Source organism: Halorubrum alkaliphilum, assembly GCF_017873815.1.
GTDB lineage: Archaea > Halobacteriota > Halobacteria > Halobacteriales > Haloferacaceae > Halorubrum > Halorubrum alkaliphilum.
The window spans coordinates 22,516-42,425 of sequence record NZ_JAGGKQ010000013.1; the positions used below are offsets into that span (position 1 = coordinate 22,516).

Here is a 19,910-nt window from a genome sequence, read left to right on the forward strand (position 1 = left end):
CATCGACGACCTACTCACGCCGTCCTGAGTGCTTCGCTACTAATCCAAGGGAACGTATATACGACGAACAACCAACAAATAAAAACATCAAAATGGCTGTCCTGGACGATCTCTCCGGCTTCGAGTTCGAGGACGTGATGGAAGACGTTTTCCGGAATCTCGGCTACGAGAACGTCCGGCAGGCGGAACGGACGGCCGACGAGGGGCGCGACGTCATGATGGAAGAGGTCGTTGACGGGACTCGCAGGGGTGTCGTCGTCGAGTGCAAGCACACGGGAACCGTCGGGCGTCCGGTCGTGCAGAAACTGCACTCGGCGATTGCCACCTTCGAGTTCGACGGACCGAAACGCGGGATGGTGGCGACGACCGGTCGGTTCACCGGCCCGGCCATCGAGTACGCCCAGCGACTCCGGCGGAACGACGACCCGTACCCGATAGAGCTGATTGACGGCGAAGACCTGCGCGAGATCGCCGACGAGATCGGACTCGATCTCTACAACGGCCGGATCGAAATCCTGTGCGACGAAACGCTTCGACCGTTCGATCCGGCGACATCGGTGGCGGCACCCGCCGAGGAAGCGTTCCAAGACATCGACAACATCGAGTCGACGGACCTTCCCGCACCGCATTCTCACGTCACGTTCCGACCGGTCGTCGCCGTGACGGCGGACACGAACGCGGTCTTCGAGACGTCGGTCGGCGTGATTCACCGGGTCAACGATCGGTCCCGGTTCGTCGTTCACGCCGAACGCGGCCACCCGGAGACCGCGTCCGGTGACGTCTCGAACCTCGTGTTGGAGAACCTTCACGCGACCGTCGATCTCGAAGCGGACCGGTTCGAAGATCAGTTCGATGTAGTCGAAGAGCGGCGGTTCGGGCAGACACAGACCGAGTACAAAGACTGGGCTGTAGACCGACTCAGAGAACACCAAACCACGACGGTCTCCTACACGGGAGACAACAACGTCACGTACACAAAAACGTGTGAACCGAACCGCTCCGACATTTCGATACAGTCAATCGAACCGGTGTACCTGCCGCAGGTCCGACACACGACGGATCTACAGGAGTACTCGTATCCGTACGAGTATTTCGCGGCGGGACCATCTCGCGTAACGAGCGAAGACGAAATCCACCAATGCGTCCACTGCGACATCGCAGGCACCGACAACACCTACACGTACTGTGCGAACTGCGGAAGCATTAATTGCAACTCACACATCAAAACTGAGCGACTGGAGGAAACACCGGTCTGTACCGGATGCGCGGTAACCGAGCGCTTTGCGTTCAAAACGAAGTACTTCTATGACGAGGCGAACCGTGATGCGTTCCGGGAAGAGTACGAGGCGATGCCGTTCTACGAGAAAGCGAAGGAGAACACGTGGCTGGTCGTCAGCGCAGCCGTGTTCGTCGTACTCGTACTTCTCGGAGTGCTGGCTACCGTTGGCGGGCTCTGACTCCCGGTGCAAATATCAGACCATTCTTCGGTGGGTCTCCACAGTCTCGTACTGGGATTACAAAAACATCATTCACGCAACCACGCTGGTTTCCCGACGCGCGCGGTTCCATTCTTGATACATCGCCTCTACGGGCGTATTTTAGTTGGATAATTGTTATTATTGGCGGTATGGTCGTGCTGTCAGTCGGGTGGTCGTGCTGTGAGTCCGGATTCTGCTTCTAACGGCCTGAGGAGTTAGAAATCGCGGGCTAACGTTTATACGTACCCACGGGTTTTGCCGGTGTGCATGCAGCAAGTCATCGACCGAAAACTGTACGATACAGACCAAGCCGAACAGATCGCTAGGTACGCACCGCTGACCGACAGGGGCGATTTTAACTACCTGATCGAAACTTTGTACAAGACCGCCGACGGCGAGCACTTCCTTCACGGCGAGGGGGGCGCAGCCACGAAATGGGCAGAGAAAATCAGCAATCAGCGCACGCCTGGCGAAGAGATCCGGCTGTTGACCGACGACGAAGCGCTGGACTGGTGTGAGGAGCGAGCGATTGACGGCGGAATCGTCGTCGACGAGTTCGGCCACCTAGTCGAAACGTAGCTCCGGGAGTCGCCTCGGAAGCCCACAACCCGGTAGGTGGGTGGCGTACTTCGGATCATTCCCGGAGCGAGGCTTATGCCAGAACCCAGGCGTGTCAATCGCCTTCAGCGGCGAGGGACGAAGTGCGACACGCGAACGTACCATCCGATCCCCGAACTCTCCGTAGGATCGAGCGACGGGAGAGACGAATTATTGATCACATCGGTGGGGTTAGAAGCCCGTCGACGTGGGCAGATCGAGGAGGTCATCGAACAGCTCGCCGCCGACGGCCATGCCCTCCCCCCACCGTTCTCCGAACCAGAGCTCTATCGAGCAGCCGCAAGCGTCGGGATTCCAGTCTGGGAACCGGAGGTGAAAAATCGATTCACTGGCGGGATACTTGACCGACTCAACTACGAGTGGGACCCAGTCGCCCAAGGGTTCGTACCGGTAGTCGGAGAGACCTTGATCGGCGCTATCAAAACTGCCGCCGAGACTGTCGTTCCAGCTCTAAATTCAGAGATCTCACAGTCGCTTCGGAGACGGCTCGAAGACTGGTGTGAGTTACACGGCTTCGATTCACTGGAACACACAGCCGTTCAGACGATTATTGCACGCCAAGCACTCCTGAGTGTCCTCCTGCAGGCAGCACTCTACGAGCGACAGCGGAAGCAGCACGCGTGGCCACAGCTCGACACTAATCCGCAGACCACACTTCGCCAAATCGAGGAACGAACAGGGCACCCCGGATTCAAAGCGTGTGTGCTTGACGACGTTGTGCAGCTATTCGAGGCGACGGATCTGGAAGCAGTCCTCAGCGAACGACACAGAGTGTTGTATTCGAGCCAGCCCGCAGAATCCATCGGGAAGCTCTACGAAGCGCTACTCCCAAGCGAGTACCGCAGGACGATCGGTCAGCACAGAACCCCACCAGAGATCGGGAGCCTAATGCAGACGTGGGCGACCAGCGGTGGAGACACCGTCCTCGATCCGGGCATGGGTGCCGGCGGCTTGTCGACGCCGTTCCATCCACGATGGGACGTAAGTACTGATCCAGGAGATGTCACGGGAATTGATCGGAGTCCAATCGCCGCCCGTATGGGAATCACAGCACAGACACTGGCCCGACAAGGCACGACAGCCCAACTAACTGACTTCCTCGATCTCGCCCCGGGAGACTTGGATCACGACGTCGACGCAGTGGTGTGTAACCCGCCGTATACCCGCTATCAGGAACTCCCCGCAGAGTACAGAGCCGAACGCAACGCCCAAGCCGAAGACCAAACAGGGGTAGAGATCCCCGGTACCTCGCCGCTGTATGCATACTTCCTGTACCACTTGCGGCAGTTCCTCGATCCCGGGGATCGGACGGCAGTCATCGTCCCACACGCCTTCCTGGCTCGGGACTACGGAACGCCACTCAAGCGGTTCCTGTTGCGAGAGTTTCACGTGAAAGCGCTCCTGATGTCTGATCCGAACACCGAGTCGGTATTCGAGAATGCGCAGACGACCGAGCTGATCCTGTTTCTCGAAGCACGGAGTGAGGATGACGACACGGACGTGACGCGGTTCATTCACGTCGACGAGAAGCAGGACGTCCCGAGCCTCACCGACTCGGTCCGAAACGGCAGGCAAGGGGAAACGGAGTGGGGAGTCGTGCACTGCGTTGAACAGGCGGACTTGGCTCCCGAGCAGAAGTGGGAGCGCTTGTTCGACCCGATTGACGTCGAAACATCTCCTCGTCTCACGCCGCTCTCGGAACTCGCGGACGTTCGCCGCGGGTTACAGACGGGCGAGAACGATTTCTTTTGCCTCACACAGGAGACCATCGACGCATGGAGAATCGAGCAGCGATTCCTCGAACGAATGGTTCCGAAGCCGGAGTACATCGAGGGGTACGATGTTCGTTCAAACGACTGGCAACATCACCATGATAACGACCGGCCTACCCGGCTGCTATACCATACCGATCCCGTCGAGGGAGTGCCTGCAACGACCTACGATGAGGAGGCTGGCCGCGCGAAGTGGAGTGAAGCTACAACAACGGAAGAACCAGCGGTCTCGGTAGTGGAGTATCTACGGCACGGCCTACCTGAGCACAAAACGCTCTCGACACGGACAACCGTCCACCGTCGGGAGCCCTGGTACTGTGTTGAGCGGGGTGATGTCGCGCCGATACTGATACCATCGATGAGCCGGTCAGGCATCCGCTTCCTGCTCAACGAAACCAACGCGCGACACCTGAACAGTTATTATGGGGTCTACCCTGACCCGGCGATTGGACGGACCGGGAAGAAAGCGCTGCTCGCATATCTGAACTCCACCTTCGTCGACAAAATTGTCTCGCAAGAGCAACACACGTTGTCAAGCGGACTAAAGAAAATCGAACCGGGAGACGCGAAAGACATCCCTGTCATCGATCCGCAAAAGTTCCCTGATACTGTCGTCTCCACGCTCGCTGACTCTTTCGACGACCTTCGGGAAGCCGCACGACGTAACGAGGATGAGGAGCCCATCATCAGTCGAATCGATTCAGTGCTCGAACGGGAATTGTAGCAGGCATCGCTCTACCCTGTGGCTCACATCACTCCGTACTGGGATTTCAATGAGTCATACTCGTCGGGATTTGGGAGCACTGTCTCCCGGCTCTGTCGTTGGTCAACCTCACCGTTGAGAAACGCGTACATATCCGAGGCTGTGGGTTCTAAACCGTACCACGGTGCAATACTGCGCAGATCATTCTCGTGGATGTCCGCGTGTTCGATGAGGAGGAGCGCGTAGCTCACTTGCCTTGATCCGGTATCGGCCACGAGACTGTGACAGACGACCTGGGCAGGAGTGAGATTCTCGCCCGGTGCGTACCAAAATGCCGGTTCACCTGCCAGGAAAAACTGGAGGTCGAATGCGGCGAACCGCGCAAGTCCGGTTATCTCCCACTCATCAGCGGCTTGGAGAGCTGCGGTGTCGTCTTTGGTGTGGACGTGGACGAGTGCCCGCTCGGGGTCGGACCACTCGACTGTTGCACTTGGCGCGAGACGCCGGACACGGGTGCGGTGCTCGTGGAGAATAACGGCTTCTGCGAAGTCGTGTAACGGTTGTAGGCCGGGTACGAGCGCATACTCCGGTCCGGATGGGGAGAGCATTGCGCGATTTTTCAACGAATCCAGCGCGTTGTGGACTGCCTGTCGGGTGATCCCTAGCCGGTCAGCGATTGTTCTTGCGCGCCAAGGTTTGTTCAGAAACCAGCAGATACGTATCGTCGCTGGTGAGAGCAGGTTGGGCCACTCAACGTGACCTAGTTTTGAGAGTAGATTTCGGTACGCTTCGATCACGGGATGGCCAGTAACGCGCAGAAGTCGCTGATTGTGATGGCCTCTGGATTCGTCGATGAGTCCTGCGGTGTGTAGCTCATCGGCCGTCCGGTAGATCTGTGAAGTACTAAACCCGGTTTCGTCTGCGATCTCGTTAATGGTCGCTTCGCGCCCGCGGTGAAGAGCGTCGATGAGTGAAATTCCTGCGTTCGTGAGCACTACTGTAAAACGAAATAGTCAATCACATATAAGTGCTATTGGAAGTTGTTTTACTGTAGCCTATTTCAATCAGCTGTCGAGTCGAACAGCCGGTGATGATTTTCGAGCCATTCGACCTCGTGGTACGTCACGTCATCCTGGATGTCGGATTCTAACGGGAGTGGATTTGAAGGGCGGTTCGTGTAGGTGAGGTTGATTTCGATACAGGGTCCATGCTCAGAGACGCAATCAAATCCATCGTCACAAGCATATACGACGCTGAACCACCGGATTTGAAACCCGAAGTGATCACAGACATCTCTGACGACTGCTGCATCACAATAGGGCGTATGGATCCACAACTCACCGCCAGCGTATGCTCCATCTTTGACGCACCAGATCTCATCGAGCGACCGAAGAAATGCTGCTGCGCGATTGTAGTGCGCTTCAGTCAAGCGGTCCCACCAGTAGTATCGTTCAACTTGGTCAACGAGCAGCTGGAGGCAGTCACCACACACATCGTACTCGGTCTCTCCAAGACAGACATCGTGGAGTTCGTCATGATGTGTGGTGTCGCACGCATCGCATGCTGGACGGGAACTTGTATCTTGACACACGGAACGCGCATCAGAGTCGATGTGGTGGGAATACGCGCTGCTATGCTCTGTTTGTTCAGATTTACTCGCATCGGTATTCTCGGTCATTGGTCTCTAACCGAGAACCATCAGTCACGTCGGTGACTGGGTTCCCGGCTAGAACCCGACCGACGGGAGACTAGCCATCTGTAATAGCAAATATCGGGTTGCTGTAAATAGTTTCTGTGCACTCCACCAGAGGGTTCTAACCGTACTAAGACGTTGATGGCTGTATGGATATGATCACGATTGAGCGGGAGGACGACTGGTTCGTGATCACGGACGAAGAGACCGGGGTGACGACCCAGGGAGAGACGAAATTGGAAGCGTTGCTGGTGCTGGCTGATCTTTCTACGAGGAGAGAATCCCGGCGTTTACGCCGGGAGTGAATCCGACAACGTTGACACAGTCTCTCACCGATTGCAGGCTGGATATTCTACGCTCATCCACACCATTAAGTAAGTGTATTTACATAGGCTATGTATGGCGATTAAGGCCACACGCACCTACGTTGGTTCCATCCAGAACCACCAACAGGTTTGTGATGGCCTTGATTCGCTCGGAGACTCCGCCTCGAAAATCTGGAACATCGCACGATGGACCGCTGACCGTATCTGGGACGCAACCGGCGAAATTCCCGATTCAGGAACGCTGAAATCGTACATGAAGAACCAGTCGTGCTGGAAAGACTTGAACGCACAATCCAGTCAGAAAGTCATTGAAGAACTTTCTGACGCTTTCCAGTCATGGTTCGATCTGCGACACAAGTTCAGCGAGGCGAATCCGCCCGGCTACCGCAAACACGGCGACAGCCGACCACGTTCCACGGTGACATTCAAAGAAGACGGGTTCAAACACGACCCTGAGAACAACCGGGTTCGACTCTCGAAAGGCTCGAATCTGAAAGAACACTTCTCGGATTTCCTGCTTTGCGAGTACCAGACTCGACCTGATGTTGATCTCTCGGAAGTCAACAGCGTACAGAACGTTCGTGCCGTCTGGAACGGTGACGAATGGGAACTCCACTTTATCTGTAAAGTCGAGCTCGAATCTGCCGACACAGCAGGCGACGGTGTTGCGGGGATCGACCTCGGAATTACAAACATCGCCACGATCGCCTTCCCCGACGAATACGTGTTGTACCCCGGAAACTCGCTCAAAGAAGACAAACACTACTTCACCAGAGCTGAGTACGACACCGAGGGAGAGAACGGCCCGTCAGAGCAGTCGATGTGGGCACGTCGGAAACTCTCCGAACGTGAGACACAGTACTACCATACGGTGACGGACGCCATCATCACGGAGTGCGTTGATCGCGGTGTTGGCACGCTCGCGGTGAGCTGGCCGGAAGACGTCCGAGAGTCAGACTGGGGCAAGACCGGGAACAAGAAGCTCCACTCGTGGGCGTTCGACCGGATCTACCAGTACCTCGCGTACAAAGGCGAGATGCGGGGTGTTGAGGTGCTGAAAGAGAACGAGTGGAACACCTCGAAAACGTGTTCACGATGTGGAGACGACACGAAATCGAACCGTGTCGAACGTGGGCTGTACGTTTGCTCGTCGTGTGAGTTGGTAGCCAACGCGGATTGTAACGGAGCGGAGAATATGCGCCAGAAGATAACTCCGAGTCCTCACGGTGAGGATAGGAGTAACGGCTGTGTGGCACAGCCATCGACACACTTGTTCGACCGCGAGAGCGGGACGTTTCACACGAGAGAACAGGTCGTGTCGTAGACCAGCAAATATCCCAAATGCGGTACGGGAAGCCTCGCCGTTTACGGCGAGGAGGATGTCACTCTTGGAATACCCCAGTCGTATCAAGTTCTGAAGCTTCCTCAAAGGTATTCCGCTCGCGCTCAATCTCCTCTAAGCCATCATCGAGAAGAATCTCTGCAACATCTTTAGAGATATCTCCTTGCTTGTACTGCTGGTGAAGAGTGATTTTCTCTTCGTCCGAAAGGGCTTCTCGAAGTTTCTCTCGGAGTCCCTGTCGGGCAAGCTCACTAATGTTTATTCCCCCGAGACGCATCTGGTCGACGACCTGCGTTGCTTCCTTCTCAGCTTCCCCTCGGAACTGGATTTTGTCGTTGTTCGTCGCCATCTTATCTACTCGTTCGTTCCTTACAGCAATAGATGTTGTGACGCGCCATCCGTGTCATCACAGATCTACCACTGGGCTACGGCTTGAAAAAAGAGATTCGTTGTTTCAATGATCGGACCGCGAACTACACTCGCCAAAACAGTGCCTATGATTACCACACTCTAACTAAATTTAATACAGTTGCCACGATAACCCGTAACTGACGTCCGAAACAAACCTCGTAAACGGAGAATCCCGCAACATGGTCGATACTCGCTTCAAACCGCGGCGTGCTCGTTCTCGTTTAGCCGCGGGGCACGTGTTCGGCGAGTACCTACAAGACCAGCGTGCGGAGAGACCGGACGAGAATCGCTGGGCTTGCGTCGCCATTGAACGCGAAAGTGTGACGCAATCCGGCGATCTCCGGAGACTCTCACCCGCATAACCCGGCTCCCACGCGGACTACCCGTCAGGGGCTGGGGAACACGGGAGTGCCGCCTGCTTTCGCCTAGTACTCGTTTCGCTCACAGCGTCACGCGAGTACGGCGACTGAGGCTCGCGGCAGTTTGGTCTGCGTTCGTTCCTGACAGTGGAACGAACAAGCGATTCCGTACGCGCTGAGCGTACGAAGAGTCGCTACACACATCCCCCGCAGCGTTAGCTGCGGCTACGTCGAGCCCCGGAGTCTCCGTTGGCGAGGGACGCCGGACTTTGAATCCGGAGGTCGCCGGTTCGATTCCGGCCGGGGCGACTGCATGCCGACGTGGTGTAATCCGGCGAGCATACGGTCCTGTCACGGCCGTGATCCGGGTTCGAATCCCGGCGTCGGCGTGGACGCGTGGACAACCACGTGGGGATACCCATCGAGGTAGGCAGCCCGTTGGTGCGATCAGCTGGATCGTTCCTGCGATGCTGGGCCCGGCAGGGTCTGTAACCTACATGAGCCGGTGTGGTATTCCCGGGAGATCCCGAAGCACGCCCCCGCGATGAGACGCGCGATCACGACCACTCGGTCGAGGTTGCGCAGTTGGAAAGTCGTACAGATAGATAACCAACTGCCGAACGCTCGGCAGTCCCGTGAGCCGATGGTCCAGCGGACGACGATCTGTGCCTTGGGCGCACAGGACCGAGGTTCGAATCCTCGTCGGCTCAGTGTGCCGTGACTGGGTATTGGGGAACCCAGCGGCCTGCTACGCCGTAGCCGTCTGCTATCGGCCTCCCGGTTCGAATCCGGGTCGCGGAGTCATGACAACGAATGTCTGCCCCGCCTGCGAGGAGGAAGCGTTCCGTCACGTCCCACTCGGTGAAACAACGTCAATCGACACGATTGGAAGCGTGAAAATCTGCGTCACCGGCGACGGCGCGTACTTCCACGGAACAAGGTAACCGTCATCCATCCCTGCCGTGACTGGGTGCTGATGAGCGCATTCACCTCGAAAGAGAGAGTCAGAAAATGAGCGATGTGCGTGTTCCGGCGTCCCGGTGAGCAACGCGAGGCGGGCTCGTCGGAGCAAGCTCCGACGGTGATAGTGAGACATGCGGATAGGCGACCGCGCTCGGTTTGAAACCGAGAGCTGCGAGGCTTCGGAGTTCGACTCTCCGTCTCACCGTTGGCGGGATTTCCCTAGCTTGGTCAAGGGACTGCGCTGGAACCGCAGCGTCCGCGAGGACACGAGTGTTCAAATCGCTCTCCCGCCGCTGCGTGCCGAAGTGATTCGCAGAGACGTTGGCGATTCTCGAATTGCGCCGCCATGCCAGAGTGGTCGAACGGGCACGGTTGAGGGCCGTGTGGTTAGTCCTTCCCAGGTTCGAATCCTGGTGGCGGCATCCGGCCATCGTGCCGGTAGACAAGTCCCGATCCAACGTTACGTCGCCATACCCCAGTGGTCAACGGGAAGTGGCTCAGAACCGTTAGCGTAGGTCCTCCCGAGGTTCGAATTCTCGCGGCGACAGTTCTCCCTGTGGTCTAACGGCTACGATACCTCCCTGTAGAAGAGGAGACGCACGTTCGAGTCGTGCCGGGGAGACTGCGGGACGGTGGAAGAGCCCGGCATTCACACACTCTCGCCGAATTTTTACCGGAGACCCGGTGCGACGGAGAGAGTTCCTTCATCTCACTTGTAACGAGAACACGCAGGTTCGAATCCTGCCCGTCCCACTGGCCGATGACCCTTCGCAGGCGAGGCCAATTCGCTCCAGTGGAGTAGCGGCCAAACTCACGGCCCTCTCACGGCCGAACCCCCGGTTCGAATCCGGGCTGGAGCATGTGGGCCCGGAGCCTATGCGGACAGGCAAGCGGCCTTTAACCGCAGAATAGCGGGTTCGAATCCCGTCGGGCCCTCTTGATGCCTGGGAGGCCCCCCTGGTGGGGGTGCCGGGCTGTTACCCTGACCGTGGAAGGTTCGAGTCCTTCTCCAGGCGCTCGGAACCAGTAGCAGTGATGCTCCCGGAGTCTCCGTTGGCGAGAGACGCCAGCCTTTCAAGCTGGAGGTCGGGGGTTCGATTCCCCTCGGGAGCACTCGGGAACTGGCAGTGGACACCGACGCTCTGCGTCGTACCATCGAGGTAACGACGTAGACCGGTGACGCGTCCGCTGTCGGTTCCCATAGCGTGCAGTCGTCGAGACGGTGCGTTCCTTCAGCCCGCAAGGCACACCGGGAGTCATAGCCCGTCGCGCCGTCAGTTTCCCGACCGCACGTGGCGACCGTCGAGTCGAGGCGTTGCTTCGCCAGGAACTCACAGGTTCAAATCCTGTCGGTGGCCCCGTCCATCGAGAACATCCCGGACAAAGAGAGCACGAGGGTACTCTCGACACCGGATCCGCCTCGACAGTTTCCCAGTCGCCATCACTCATCCCGTGGCCGTCAAGTTGGAGCCATCCTTCGCCTCTGGAGCCAGAAGTCTGGGTTCGAATCCCGGCGGTGGAATCCGGTCTTCCACCGTAGTGTAACCAGGTAGCACGCTGTTCCGGCTCCAGCAGTTTTCCGGCCACATCCTTGTCTCCGTAGCTCAGCCAGGACAGAGCACCGGCCTTCGAAGCCGAGTGTCGCACGTTCGAATCGTGCCGGAGACGTTCGCTGCTTGCATCCGTGTGAGCAGCACCGGTATCGGAGTCGCCTGTTGCGGCTCCGAGTGATAGTATGGAATTCAACAAGCCAAAGCAAACGGTCGCGGAGGCAACGCGAACCACCAACTACGAAGGTGGAGAAGCATTCGGGCCTACCGACCCTCGACTCGCACTGTACAAGCGCACGATCAACCAGCTGCTGGAGAACTCGTTCTACGAAACCGATGACGAGCAACTCGCCGCTGTCGTCCAGCGATTCGACGCCGCCGCAGACGAGGATCCGGAGTTCGTCCTGAAGCTCGCCGCGTACGCGCGACAGGAACTCTACTTGCGGGACATCCCACAGGTCCTGCTCGTGCTGGCAGCCAACGACGACCGATTCAAGGATGACTCCCCCAAGTCGCTCATCCGCGAGTGGGCCCCGGCGATCATCCAGCGGATGGACGAGACGGCCACCGCGCTCGCCATCCACGACCAGCTCTTCGGCGGGACTGCACCGTGGCCGCTTCGACGCGGTATCGAAGACGCGCTCGTCTCGATGGCCGACGCTTACACGCTGGGAAAGTACGAACTGTCGCGGCGTGAGGTGACGCTGCACGACGTGTTCAACCGCGTCCACCCCACGCCCGTCGACACCGACCAAGAGGTGCTGTTCGAGCGATTCATGCGCGGCGATCTCGACGACTATCCCGACGTCGAACCGTTGCCGTCGCCCAACACCTGGGAGACGGTTATCTCCGAGCGCGGCAACACCCGAGACGCGTGGGAGACGCTCATCGAGGACGACACGTACTCGCTGCCGATCTTCGCGTCGATCCGGAACCTCCGGAATATGCTCGAAGCCGGTGTCGACGAGGACACCATCGTGGAACACCTCGACATAGAGGCGGTGCGGTACGCGCCGCTGTACCCGTTCCGGTACTACCAGGCGTACACCGCGCTCCAGAATGCGGACGTCCAAGCACCGGCGGTCGAGCGGTGGCTGGAGGACGCAATTGACGCCGCTGTCGAGACGGTGCCCGACGGACTCGGAGATACGCTCGTCGCCGTGGACCTCTCGGGGTCGATGGACACGGCGCTGTCCAAGAACAGCACGCTCAGGTTAAAAGAGATCGGCGCGTTATTCGGTGCGATCCTGGCCGACCAAGGTGCAGAGGTCGGCGGGTTCGGTGACGACTTCCAGACCATTCCGATGCACGTGGACACGCCAGTACTGCAGCGTCAAGATGCGGTGCTGGCCATCGACGAGGATGTCGGGAACTCGACGAACGGCTGGAAGGCGTTCGAGTATCTCCGCGACCGTGAAGAACCCGTTGAGCGAGTCGTCGTCTTCACCGACATGCAGATCTGGGACAGCACACCATTCACGGCGCGCGACAACCAGACGGTCAAGGCAGCGTTCGATGCGTATCGAGACGAGGTCTCCACGGACACCTCGCTTTATCTCGTCGATCTTGCATCCTACGGCGACCTCGTGACCCCGGAAGGCTACGAGAACGTCTACAACGTCTCCGGGTGGTCGGAGAACGTCTTCTCGTTCATCGAACACGCCGAAAACCCGAAGCAGGTCATCGATGCAATCGAGGCCTTCGAGTCTGCATAGCGTTGTCCTCTCATCTTTCTCCGTCAAGCGCGAGTAGTGTAGTTCGGTATCACGCGGTCGTGCCACGACCGAGACGGGCGTTCGAATCACCCCTCGCGCACTCGGAGCGTAGCTCGTGAATCAGATAGCCCGAGCGACGCTCTTCAACAGAGGTGACATCATGGCAATCTCCAATGACAACGACCCCGAGCCGACGACGACTGCTGTCGTCACGATCCGCATCCCATGTGGCGCAGACAGCGATCTCGTCACCGACGCCGAAGAGCGCCTCTCGCGTCCCGACGACATCGATACCGGCACGGTTGACGAGATGCGCGGTATCGCTCCGAACCTTTCGGCAACAACTATCACCGTCGGCATCACCATTCGCTGGACCACGACAATGACCGATTCGCAGGTGAGGAGACGGATCGTCGAGGTCCCTGGCCTTGAGTCGATCAAGCGTATCGGATGACCTGACCTGGGCACCGCTATTCCCGACGATTTCTGCGGTCACCTGCTGACGAACATCTATGGGTGGTATCGAACTCCGGAATGGAACACTCGTCGTCGAACACGAGCCGAATCAGCTCGGCGAGCTGGCGATCAGATTTTCCAAAATTCTCGGTCAGTTCGACATCAAGCACGTCTACATCGCGGGATACGTCTCTATCCTCGCTGGGCGAGCACGCTCTACCGAAGACGTTGACGTCCTCATCGAACGAATCGACGAGGAGACTACAGTCGAACTCGCAGAGACGCTTGACAAGAAGGGGTTCTGGGGCCCGGCGATGCCGCTCACTTCGATGTACGAGATGCTTGATAACGGCGACAACATCTGGGTTGCCACGGAAGACCAGATTACTCCGCATCCAGAAGTGAAGTTCGCACGTGACGAGTTCGACTGCGCATCCCTCCAAAACGCGATCACAGCAAGAATTGGTGATGAGGCGATCTCGATTGGATCGTTAGAACTCCAGATCGCATACAAGCGCCACCTCAGCGAGCCAGTCGTCAGGCATTTACAGTATTTTTTGAATTCCATGTGTTGGGTCCTCTATTGCCTGATCTAGGGTCTCGTCCGAATTTAAACCAAGTTGCCACTCCTATACCAATATAAAAATTTGGGTTATATTTGGGTAGAAGTGTGTGGTTTAGTCGTATTTTCTCATGTATTACTGGGCAAACGGTTATGTTTCCAGCACCGGACAAGCAAATTATGCAGCAGAATAATTCGGCGGTCAGGGTGACTCACTGCGACGCGTTCGCTGAACAAATCACATCGGCGAAAAAGCATTCACATGTAGATCTCACCCACAAATGGAACCCGGACGCAGACGGCGACCGTGCTGCCAGTCACGGGTCGAACATTGAGATCGAACACCCTGTCACCGATATGGCCGAGTTACAGCGGCGAGCACACCTCGCGGTACAGATCGGTCGAGAAAACCGAACGTCAGCCGCAAGTACATCTTGTGAAGGCCAGCAGGGTACCTACGAGATAGCGAAGACATTCGATGCTACCATGCTGGATGTCGCTGACGTAGCCCTTTCGGTTGAAGAGACGTCGTTTGCTGACCTGCCTATTAAGCCGCGGCACGTGAAGACGGTCATGCTACTTGATGCGTGGGGTGTAAATTCTCGGCGGGAAATCGTTGAGCACCTCGACGACCACGAGGACATAACCACTCGGATCGGGTACGACACCGCACCGAGTAATTCGACGGTTGCGCGTGCAGCAAAATCGTTAGAGGCTGTGGGACATCGAGACACGATTAGAGCCGCAGCAACGCGAAGTGTCCACGCCGTAACGCGTGCCGGGATCCAATTGCCTGATAGCGTCGCCGTTGCTCACGGTCTCGATGTCCCTCCGATCATCGATGAAGCTCTCATCGAACCTGAGACTCGACGTGCTGCGATCCGTAATTGGGTTTCAACGGTGTTGGATGAGGTGCTGGCCCCGATCACGTTCGACCGGGCAGAGAACACGCAGTTCAGTGTTCGGGCGATTATCGCCGCGATCGCGCAAGCCGCGCTGGTCAACGGGGGTGTCAGAGCAGGTCCAGCAGCCGCAGCATGGTACTATGACGAGTCCGATATCCCCACAGCAGGCCACGTTAGTGCGTTGCTTGCAGGACTCAACCGGGACGACATCGGGCGGATGTTCACGCTCGCAACGGAACGATTCTTGGATGTGATCGGTGAGCTGGGTTTCTTCGATGAGGAGCGGGACATCGCGTGTGACCCGACATGGGTGACGTGGTGGGGCGAGGATGATAGTGACGATCCTGACTCCAAATTACTGCGGAATCCAGAGGAGTGTGAGTCGGGGTACGGGTGGTGCTTCTCAACTGTCTCGTTGACCGATAGCGACGCGCGGTTTGCGGTCGGGATCGACATCGCTGGCGATAAAACAGAGCGATCGCCGCAGTTCCGTCGCTTGATGCGTCCGATTAAACAACGTGATTCGGTTGGTCGCGTACACATTGACCGTGAGTTCTTCTCGGCTCCGGCGGTGCGTGCCTGTCGAGCGATCGCCGATGACAACTGGGTGATTCGAGCGAAACAACTCTCGAAGGGCGAAGTCGCGGAAGTCATCGAGGCAACGCCGGTGGATGAATCACGGTTCCAGTCGAACGTGGAATTCGGCGGACTGTCAGTGGCCCCGAACCTGTACGTCCACCCCGTGCCGGAAAATCTCCAGAACCGGTACCAGATGTCCCCGCAGCTAGCGTTTCTTACGGATCTGTCGCCGGCAGAGTGCGACATGGCTGATCTGTTTGAGACGTACCAGTACCGCTGGTCAGCTGAAACGTTCATCAGGCAGTTGAAGCATGAGTACACGCCGAACACGCAATCACCGAATCATAATACGCGCCTGTTTCTGTTTCATCTCGGAACTCTCCTGTACAACCTCCACACGCTGATAAACCGTGCAGCGTCTCCGCAGTACGCGCTCCGGTTGGACGTCACCTACTATGAAGTGTTGCTCGGCGTCGTTGATTCGACGTTCACGCGGACGGGTGACACCCCGTGATCTGCAGTCAGATGCGTAGCTGTCGGTGGGTGACGTGCCTGACTGTATTCACCAGTCGTTCGACCCAGCTCGTCGCACAGGGGTGGCTGCTGTGATGCACGCAGAGGTGTCAACGAACGTGTTTCGGGAGACGTTCCAGCCAGTGATGGTGTTCGACGGCGAAGCCCACATCGACATCACGGCAGATGCGGTGACGATCCATGCGACTGACGAAGCACGTGCCGCTTGGGTCGATATTCACATGCCACACTCAGCGTTTGAATTCCTACAGGCGGGTGATACACCCGCATCCACAGCCCTCGATGTGAACGGCCTGCTGGATGTTCATGATATTCCATCGGTGGACACGATCACGATGGCAATACCGACCACGAATGAAGTTCAAATCACTGCGAAGCAACTGCTGTACCGGACAGGCACGATTCGAGAGGTGAATGTTCCGGAGATTTGGTTACGAACAGAGCCGGGCACGGCGGTCGATATCACAACCTCACCTGCCATGCTGTCGAAAGTCATTGACCTCGCTGTAGACATGACTGACCGCGTCGAGTTCGGCACGACATCGACTGAGAGATTGGCTTACATAGCGGGGACAGGAGACACGGACGACGTGCGAGTGGACGTCCCACTATCGAATACCTGTGAGGTACCGGAGTCGCGCGTTGAAGAGTCGTACTCATTGACGTACTTGGACCCGATTCAACAGCGGATTCCCGCTGACACACCAGTTCGACTCCAATGGGGTCCAGGTAGTCCGCTGCGGGTCGAATATCCGATTGCGGCCGGACACGCAACAGTCACATACACGATCCGGCCTAACGCGTGATCTCGCGTTCGCCCTGTAGTGACGGGCAGGCTTCCCGTGTCCCGATGAGTTCACCGATCTAGGTACTGCAATTCTGGTATCTGAGCGGTCGTGGTATAAACCCCCTCCCCCAGGTCTTTGCCCGTGTTTGCCGCCGATCGGTATGGTTCTGGGGTAGAATTCGCTGAACTTCTATTGCCTTCCCGGCAATTCCCCCGTGTTATATTATCCTGGACCCCGTTAGAAGCCTGTACACGGGCGAAAACAGACGGTGTGAGAGAAAGAAGTAGACGGAGGGGCGTAAACCTTTTATATAGGTTTACCGCGCCCTCTCACGGCAATGACCTGGGTTCAAATCCCAGCCGGAGCATTCCTTTCTCTTCGCCGTCTTGTGGTTTCGACCGAACACGACACGATCAGGATCCTATTTACCGGTGGCGGGACTGAGTCTCGTATCGCGTTGAAACGGTCATTTATAAGTGACTTAGTGGTATCACTGGCGGTGGTTTATACTCGTCGTCGCTACGTTGATAGATATTTTAAATACCGTCCCGCCACCGCCGGTCCAATCGGTCCACTGCCGATATCGCCGGTCAGTCGATCCGCTCGGCGGCGTCGCGCTGTACCAGCGGTTCCGCGTTCTCCGCGGGAAGTGCCACGACGTCCTCGCTCGCGAGGTCGTACTCCCGCTCGTCGACGCCGAAAATGGCACCAACGTCTCGTGTGATCCGGACCGTCTCGCGGTCGGCTCCTTCCCCCGCGGTCGACTCGGCGTTTCGATCGATCGGCTCCTCGTCGTTCGTGCCGGAACCCGAGTCGGCAGCCGATCCGGATCCGTCCGCGACCGGGTTAGCAGTGGGATCGGAATCCTTCGGCGACTCCGCCACATGAGGTGCGCCCGGCGGTGCCGGCTCCGGATCGACCGGAGTGGGATCGGGGCCTTCGTCGGCGGAGGCCGGCGCGGCGGGATCGTCATCGTGGGTCGACCCGCCAGCAGCGTCGTCCGCCGAACCCTCGGTGGCCGTCGAGTCGTTCGTGCCATCGATCGCCCGCTTGCCGTTGGACTCACCACCCATCGCGCCCGCGAGGACGTTCGATTCGGCGGTGGTGTCGGTCGGTTCCGTGCTCGTGTCGGCTCCGGAGTCTCCATTGGCGGTCGGATCCGGTCGGTCCGCGACCATCGACTCCGGATCGGATCGCGGCTCCTGTTCGCTCGACATCGCGGACGGTGCCTCGTCGGGGGGCTCCTCGCCCGCAAGAACGTCGAGGACGGCCGATTTGTTCGTCTCGATCCGATCGACGAGGTCGTCGAACAGCGCGCGCTCCTGTGTCGTCATTCCCTCCGTTTCGACGGGCATATCCGCCGCCGCGAACGACGCGAGTTTCACTACCTTGCCGACGCGGCGCTCGTAGAGTGCCTCCGCGACTTCCTCGGCGGTCTCGATCTCGTCTGACATCCGACGAACGTCGTCGTCGGAGAACGGGTTCGCGACCTGCTCGGCGCGTCGGTCGCGAGCAGCACGCAGGTCCGCCACGTACGCAGCCACGTCGTCGTAGAAGGCGTCGCGAAGGTGCTGGAGACTGTCCTTACGGCGTTCCTTCGACTGGACCGATCGGAGTTCGTCTAGGTTCATGCTTCGGGTGCCTTTCGCGCCTCGCCGCGGGCCATCAGGAAGACGCCCGCGAACTCGGGGACGGTGTTCGTGCCGGGTTGGACACTGATCCGCCGGCCGTTTAGTTCTACCGTCCGTTTCGTCTCACACTCGATCCGGATGTCCCGGCCGACGAACCGGTCGGGCACCGCGTCCCGGAGGGGATCGAACTCGGCGAGGTCGTCTCGATCGACCGACGTGACGACGAGCCCGGATCCGCCGTGAAGCGTTCCGGGCAGCCGGATGAGGCGGCGCGTGTCCGTCGTCACCGGCTCGTCGATGGGCGCGGTGTCCGTCGCCGCCGTGCGGGCCGCCAGCGCGCTCACGAGCCGTCGCACGCCCGGGCCACCGGCCTCGACGTTGCCCTCGCGGACCGCAGCCGGAGTACGCTCGAACGCGCCGAGGATCGTCTTCGCGCGCCCCTCCCCGATCCCGTCGAGCTCCATCAGTCGCTCGCGGGCCGCGTCGTCGTCCATCTCTCGGAGTTCGTCGGCGTACTCGACGAGCGCCCCGTGGACGCGCGCGCCCCAGCCGCCCTCGGTACGGAGCACGCGCTTCGTCGTCCCGCGCTCGGAGACGGTCCGGATCAGCCCGTCCATGTCGAGGTCGATCGCACGGACGTAGTCCACGATCTCACGGCGAGCCTCACTGTCGAGCGCGCGAACCGACTCGTCGCGGACGTGAACGTGATACCCCCGTCCGCCCGAGAAGACGATCGTGAGGTCGTCGAAGGAGAAGTCGCCCTCCAGAAAGTCGAGCAGGCGAACGAGCGCCCCTTTACACTCGGCGAGCATCTCGGCGTAAGGGGTCGTCTCCGGGTCCACCCCGGGGAGGTGATCCGCGTCGAGATCGAAGACGAGATCGGCCGACCGCCAGCCCTTCTTTCCCATTGTCGACGCGCCGGGGTCGTCGTAGCGCGCGGCAGAGAAGTAGGCGTGCCGTGGCGCGTTGTCCGCGAAGAACGTGTCGAGGTCGCCAAGGTCGTACAGCGACTGGTGGCGGACCATCGTCGTCCCTGTGCCGGGCGTCCACGGGATGTGTCCCCATTCACGGAGGTTCGCATCCGGCGGCGGGGACAGCGAGACGCGCCGGTAGTAGTCGCCGAACCGACCCGAGAGATACTCGCGTGTCCGGTCGTCCATCGTTTCCTCGTATACCCGCGGTCGAGGTATAGACGTGTCGTTCGCGAACCGGCCACAACCATTTGACCCAGGAGCATCTACCCGACGATATGCGCTCAAAAGAGGAGGTCAGAGAGCAGTACGAGTTCCTTCGCGAGGAGCTTGACGACGAGGAGATGACGCACCGCGGCGTTGAGGAACTGTTCACTCACTACAAGCGCGCTCTCGGATGGGTGTTAGAGGAGGAACACTTGTAGCGCTCGCACGTTAGGTTTATTAGTCTCAACCGGGTATTATCAGGTGACGCTTCGTCTGGAGGGCCGAAGCGTCAGCGGGGACCAATTCGGACGAATGCCTCACGCGGCTTTTTTCCGCTGGGGCATGCG

Annotated in this window: 15 protein-coding genes and 12 tRNA genes; 23 read left to right on the top strand and 4 right to left on the bottom strand. The window is 58.7% G+C overall.

Going from position 1 to position 19,910, the window contains the following annotated elements; translation table 11 throughout:
- Positions 1-92 precede the first annotated feature (92 nt).
- The 3 genes from J2751_RS09280 to J2751_RS09290 all read left to right on the top strand — a co-directional run bounded on the left by J2751_RS09280 (position 93) and on the right by J2751_RS09290 (position 4,592).
- A complete protein-coding gene (locus J2751_RS09280; protein WP_209485444.1) occupies positions 93-1,457 on the top strand; it encodes a restriction endonuclease in 1,365 nt (454 codons plus the stop codon).
- Positions 1,458-1,745: 288 nt separating this feature from the next.
- Positions 1,746-2,057 (top strand): hypothetical protein, encoded by a 312-nt coding sequence (locus J2751_RS09285; RefSeq protein ID WP_209485446.1) that lies wholly within the window; start codon positions 1,746-1,748, stop codon positions 2,055-2,057.
- A gap of 204 nt (positions 2,058-2,261) precedes the next feature.
- Entirely contained in the window at positions 2,262-4,592 is a 2,331-nt protein-coding gene (locus tag J2751_RS09290; RefSeq protein ID WP_209485448.1) for an Eco57I restriction-modification methylase domain-containing protein, read from the top strand.
- A gap of 23 nt (positions 4,593-4,615) precedes the next feature.
- Here the strand turns inward: J2751_RS09290 and J2751_RS09295 are convergent, their stop codons facing one another.
- Entirely contained in the window at positions 4,616-5,566 is a 951-nt protein-coding gene (locus J2751_RS09295) for a helix-turn-helix domain-containing protein (protein WP_209485450.1), read from the bottom strand.
- 847 nt (positions 5,567-6,413) lie between these two features.
- On the opposite strand from J2751_RS09295, the gene J2751_RS09300 reads away from it, so the two are divergent.
- Together J2751_RS09300 and J2751_RS09305 are read left to right on the top strand one after the other, a co-directional pair.
- Complete coding sequence (locus J2751_RS09300; protein WP_209485452.1) at positions 6,414-6,569, top strand: type II toxin-antitoxin system HicB family antitoxin; 156 nt, start codon at positions 6,414-6,416, stop codon at positions 6,567-6,569.
- Positions 6,570-6,663: 94 nt separating this feature from the next.
- Positions 6,664-7,914 carry an RNA-guided endonuclease InsQ/TnpB family protein gene (locus tag J2751_RS09305; protein ID WP_209485454.1) on the top strand — a complete coding sequence of 417 codons (1,251 nt, stop codon included), beginning with the start codon at positions 6,664-6,666 and terminating at the stop codon, positions 7,912-7,914.
- 58 nt (positions 7,915-7,972) lie between these two features.
- Here J2751_RS09305 and J2751_RS09310 read toward each other — a convergent pair whose 3' ends face one another.
- Entirely contained in the window at positions 7,973-8,281 is a 309-nt protein-coding gene (locus J2751_RS09310) for a hypothetical protein (RefSeq protein ID WP_209485456.1), read from the bottom strand.
- A gap of 654 nt (positions 8,282-8,935) precedes the next feature.
- Between J2751_RS09310 and J2751_RS09315 the strand changes: the two genes are divergently transcribed.
- From J2751_RS09315 to J2751_RS09395, 17 genes are all read left to right on the top strand, one after another.
- Positions 8,936-9,011, top strand: a tRNA-Gln gene (locus J2751_RS09315).
- Between the two features lie 6 nt (positions 9,012-9,017).
- Positions 9,018-9,091: transfer RNA gene (locus J2751_RS09320), tRNA-Asp, on the top strand.
- Between the two features lie 248 nt (positions 9,092-9,339).
- Positions 9,340-9,412, top strand: a tRNA-Pro gene (locus J2751_RS09325).
- A gap of 4 nt (positions 9,413-9,416) precedes the next feature.
- Positions 9,417-9,503: transfer RNA gene (locus J2751_RS09330), tRNA-Ser, on the top strand.
- Between the two features lie 369 nt (positions 9,504-9,872).
- Positions 9,873-9,958: transfer RNA gene (locus J2751_RS09335), tRNA-Ser, on the top strand.
- 47 nt (positions 9,959-10,005) lie between these two features.
- Positions 10,006-10,087 (top strand) — tRNA-Leu (locus J2751_RS09340).
- Between the two features lie 42 nt (positions 10,088-10,129).
- A tRNA-Leu gene (locus J2751_RS09345) sits at positions 10,130-10,212 on the top strand.
- 79 nt (positions 10,213-10,291) lie between these two features.
- Positions 10,292-10,418: transfer RNA gene (locus tag J2751_RS09350), tRNA-Thr, on the top strand.
- A 34-nt stretch (positions 10,419-10,452) separates the two neighbouring features.
- Positions 10,453-10,525: transfer RNA gene (locus J2751_RS09355), tRNA-Glu, on the top strand.
- A 177-nt stretch (positions 10,526-10,702) separates the two neighbouring features.
- Positions 10,703-10,778: transfer RNA gene (locus J2751_RS09360), tRNA-Glu, on the top strand.
- 480 nt (positions 10,779-11,258) lie between these two features.
- Positions 11,259-11,333, top strand: a tRNA-Arg gene (locus J2751_RS09365).
- A 67-nt stretch (positions 11,334-11,400) separates the two neighbouring features.
- On the top strand, positions 11,401-12,930 hold the full coding sequence (locus J2751_RS09370) for a TROVE domain-containing protein (RefSeq protein WP_209485458.1): 1,530 nt from the start codon (positions 11,401-11,403) through the stop codon (positions 12,928-12,930).
- Between the two features lie 27 nt (positions 12,931-12,957).
- Positions 12,958-13,030: transfer RNA gene (locus tag J2751_RS09375), tRNA-Gly, on the top strand.
- A 60-nt stretch (positions 13,031-13,090) separates the two neighbouring features.
- Positions 13,091-13,384, top strand: coding sequence for a hypothetical protein (locus J2751_RS09380; protein WP_209485460.1), 294 nt, complete (start codon positions 13,091-13,093; stop codon positions 13,382-13,384).
- A gap of 58 nt (positions 13,385-13,442) precedes the next feature.
- Complete coding sequence (locus J2751_RS09385; RefSeq protein ID WP_209485462.1) at positions 13,443-13,982, top strand: hypothetical protein; 540 nt, start codon at positions 13,443-13,445, stop codon at positions 13,980-13,982.
- A 146-nt stretch (positions 13,983-14,128) separates the two neighbouring features.
- Positions 14,129-15,946 (top strand): transposase, encoded by a 1,818-nt coding sequence (locus J2751_RS09390; protein ID WP_209485464.1) that lies wholly within the window; start codon positions 14,129-14,131, stop codon positions 15,944-15,946.
- 94 nt (positions 15,947-16,040) lie between these two features.
- Positions 16,041-16,772 (top strand): beta clamp domain-containing protein, encoded by a 732-nt coding sequence (locus tag J2751_RS09395; RefSeq protein WP_209485466.1) that lies wholly within the window; start codon positions 16,041-16,043, stop codon positions 16,770-16,772.
- 572 nt (positions 16,773-17,344) lie between these two features.
- Here J2751_RS09395 and J2751_RS09400 read toward each other — a convergent pair.
- Together J2751_RS09400 and priS are read right to left on the bottom strand one after the other, a co-directional pair.
- A complete protein-coding gene (locus J2751_RS09400; protein ID WP_209485468.1) occupies positions 17,345-18,385 on the bottom strand; it encodes a DNA replication complex subunit Gins51 in 1,041 nt (346 codons plus the stop codon).
- On the bottom strand, positions 18,382-19,545 hold the full coding sequence (gene priS / locus J2751_RS09405; protein ID WP_209485470.1) for a DNA primase small subunit PriS: 1,164 nt from the start codon (positions 19,543-19,545) through the stop codon (positions 18,382-18,384). The genes J2751_RS09400 and priS overlap by 4 nt, the downstream gene beginning before the upstream one ends.
- Positions 19,546-19,634: 89 nt before the next feature.
- Here priS and J2751_RS09410 point away from each other — a divergent pair, with 89 nt between their 5' ends.
- The gene (locus J2751_RS09410; protein ID WP_209485472.1) at positions 19,635-19,781 is read left to right on the top strand and encodes a hypothetical protein; all 147 of its coding nucleotides are present in this window, start codon (positions 19,635-19,637) and stop codon (positions 19,779-19,781) included.
- Positions 19,782-19,910 lie beyond the last annotated feature (129 nt).

Bases quoted from the DNA above. Each gene is read 5' to 3' on its own strand.
- J2751_RS09280 (WP_209485444.1), top strand. From the start codon at position 93: ATGGCTGTCCTGGACGATCTCTCCGGCTTCGAGTTCGAGGACGTGATG.
- J2751_RS09285 (WP_209485446.1), top strand. From the start codon at position 1,746: ATGCAGCAAGTCATCGACCGAAAACTGTACGATACAGACCAAGCCGAA.
- J2751_RS09300 (WP_209485452.1), top strand. From the start codon at position 6,414: ATGGATATGATCACGATTGAGCGGGAGGACGACTGGTTCGTGATCACG.
- J2751_RS09305 (WP_209485454.1), top strand. From the start codon at position 6,664: ATGGCGATTAAGGCCACACGCACCTACGTTGGTTCCATCCAGAACCAC.
- J2751_RS09310 (WP_209485456.1), bottom strand. From the start codon at position 8,281: ATGGCGACGAACAACGACAAAATCCAGTTCCGAGGGGAAGCTGAGAAG.
- J2751_RS09370 (WP_209485458.1), top strand. From the start codon at position 11,401: ATGGAATTCAACAAGCCAAAGCAAACGGTCGCGGAGGCAACGCGAACC.
- J2751_RS09380 (WP_209485460.1), top strand. From the start codon at position 13,091: ATGGCAATCTCCAATGACAACGACCCCGAGCCGACGACGACTGCTGTC.
- J2751_RS09385 (WP_209485462.1), top strand. From the start codon at position 13,443: ATGGGTGGTATCGAACTCCGGAATGGAACACTCGTCGTCGAACACGAG.
- J2751_RS09390 (WP_209485464.1), top strand. From the start codon at position 14,129: ATGCAGCAGAATAATTCGGCGGTCAGGGTGACTCACTGCGACGCGTTC.
- J2751_RS09395 (WP_209485466.1), top strand. From the start codon at position 16,041: ATGCACGCAGAGGTGTCAACGAACGTGTTTCGGGAGACGTTCCAGCCA.
- J2751_RS09400 (WP_209485468.1), bottom strand. From the start codon at position 18,385: ATGAACCTAGACGAACTCCGATCGGTCCAGTCGAAGGAACGCCGTAAG.
- priS (WP_209485470.1), bottom strand. From the start codon at position 19,545: ATGGACGACCGGACACGCGAGTATCTCTCGGGTCGGTTCGGCGACTAC.
- J2751_RS09410 (WP_209485472.1), top strand. From the start codon at position 19,635: ATGCGCTCAAAAGAGGAGGTCAGAGAGCAGTACGAGTTCCTTCGCGAG.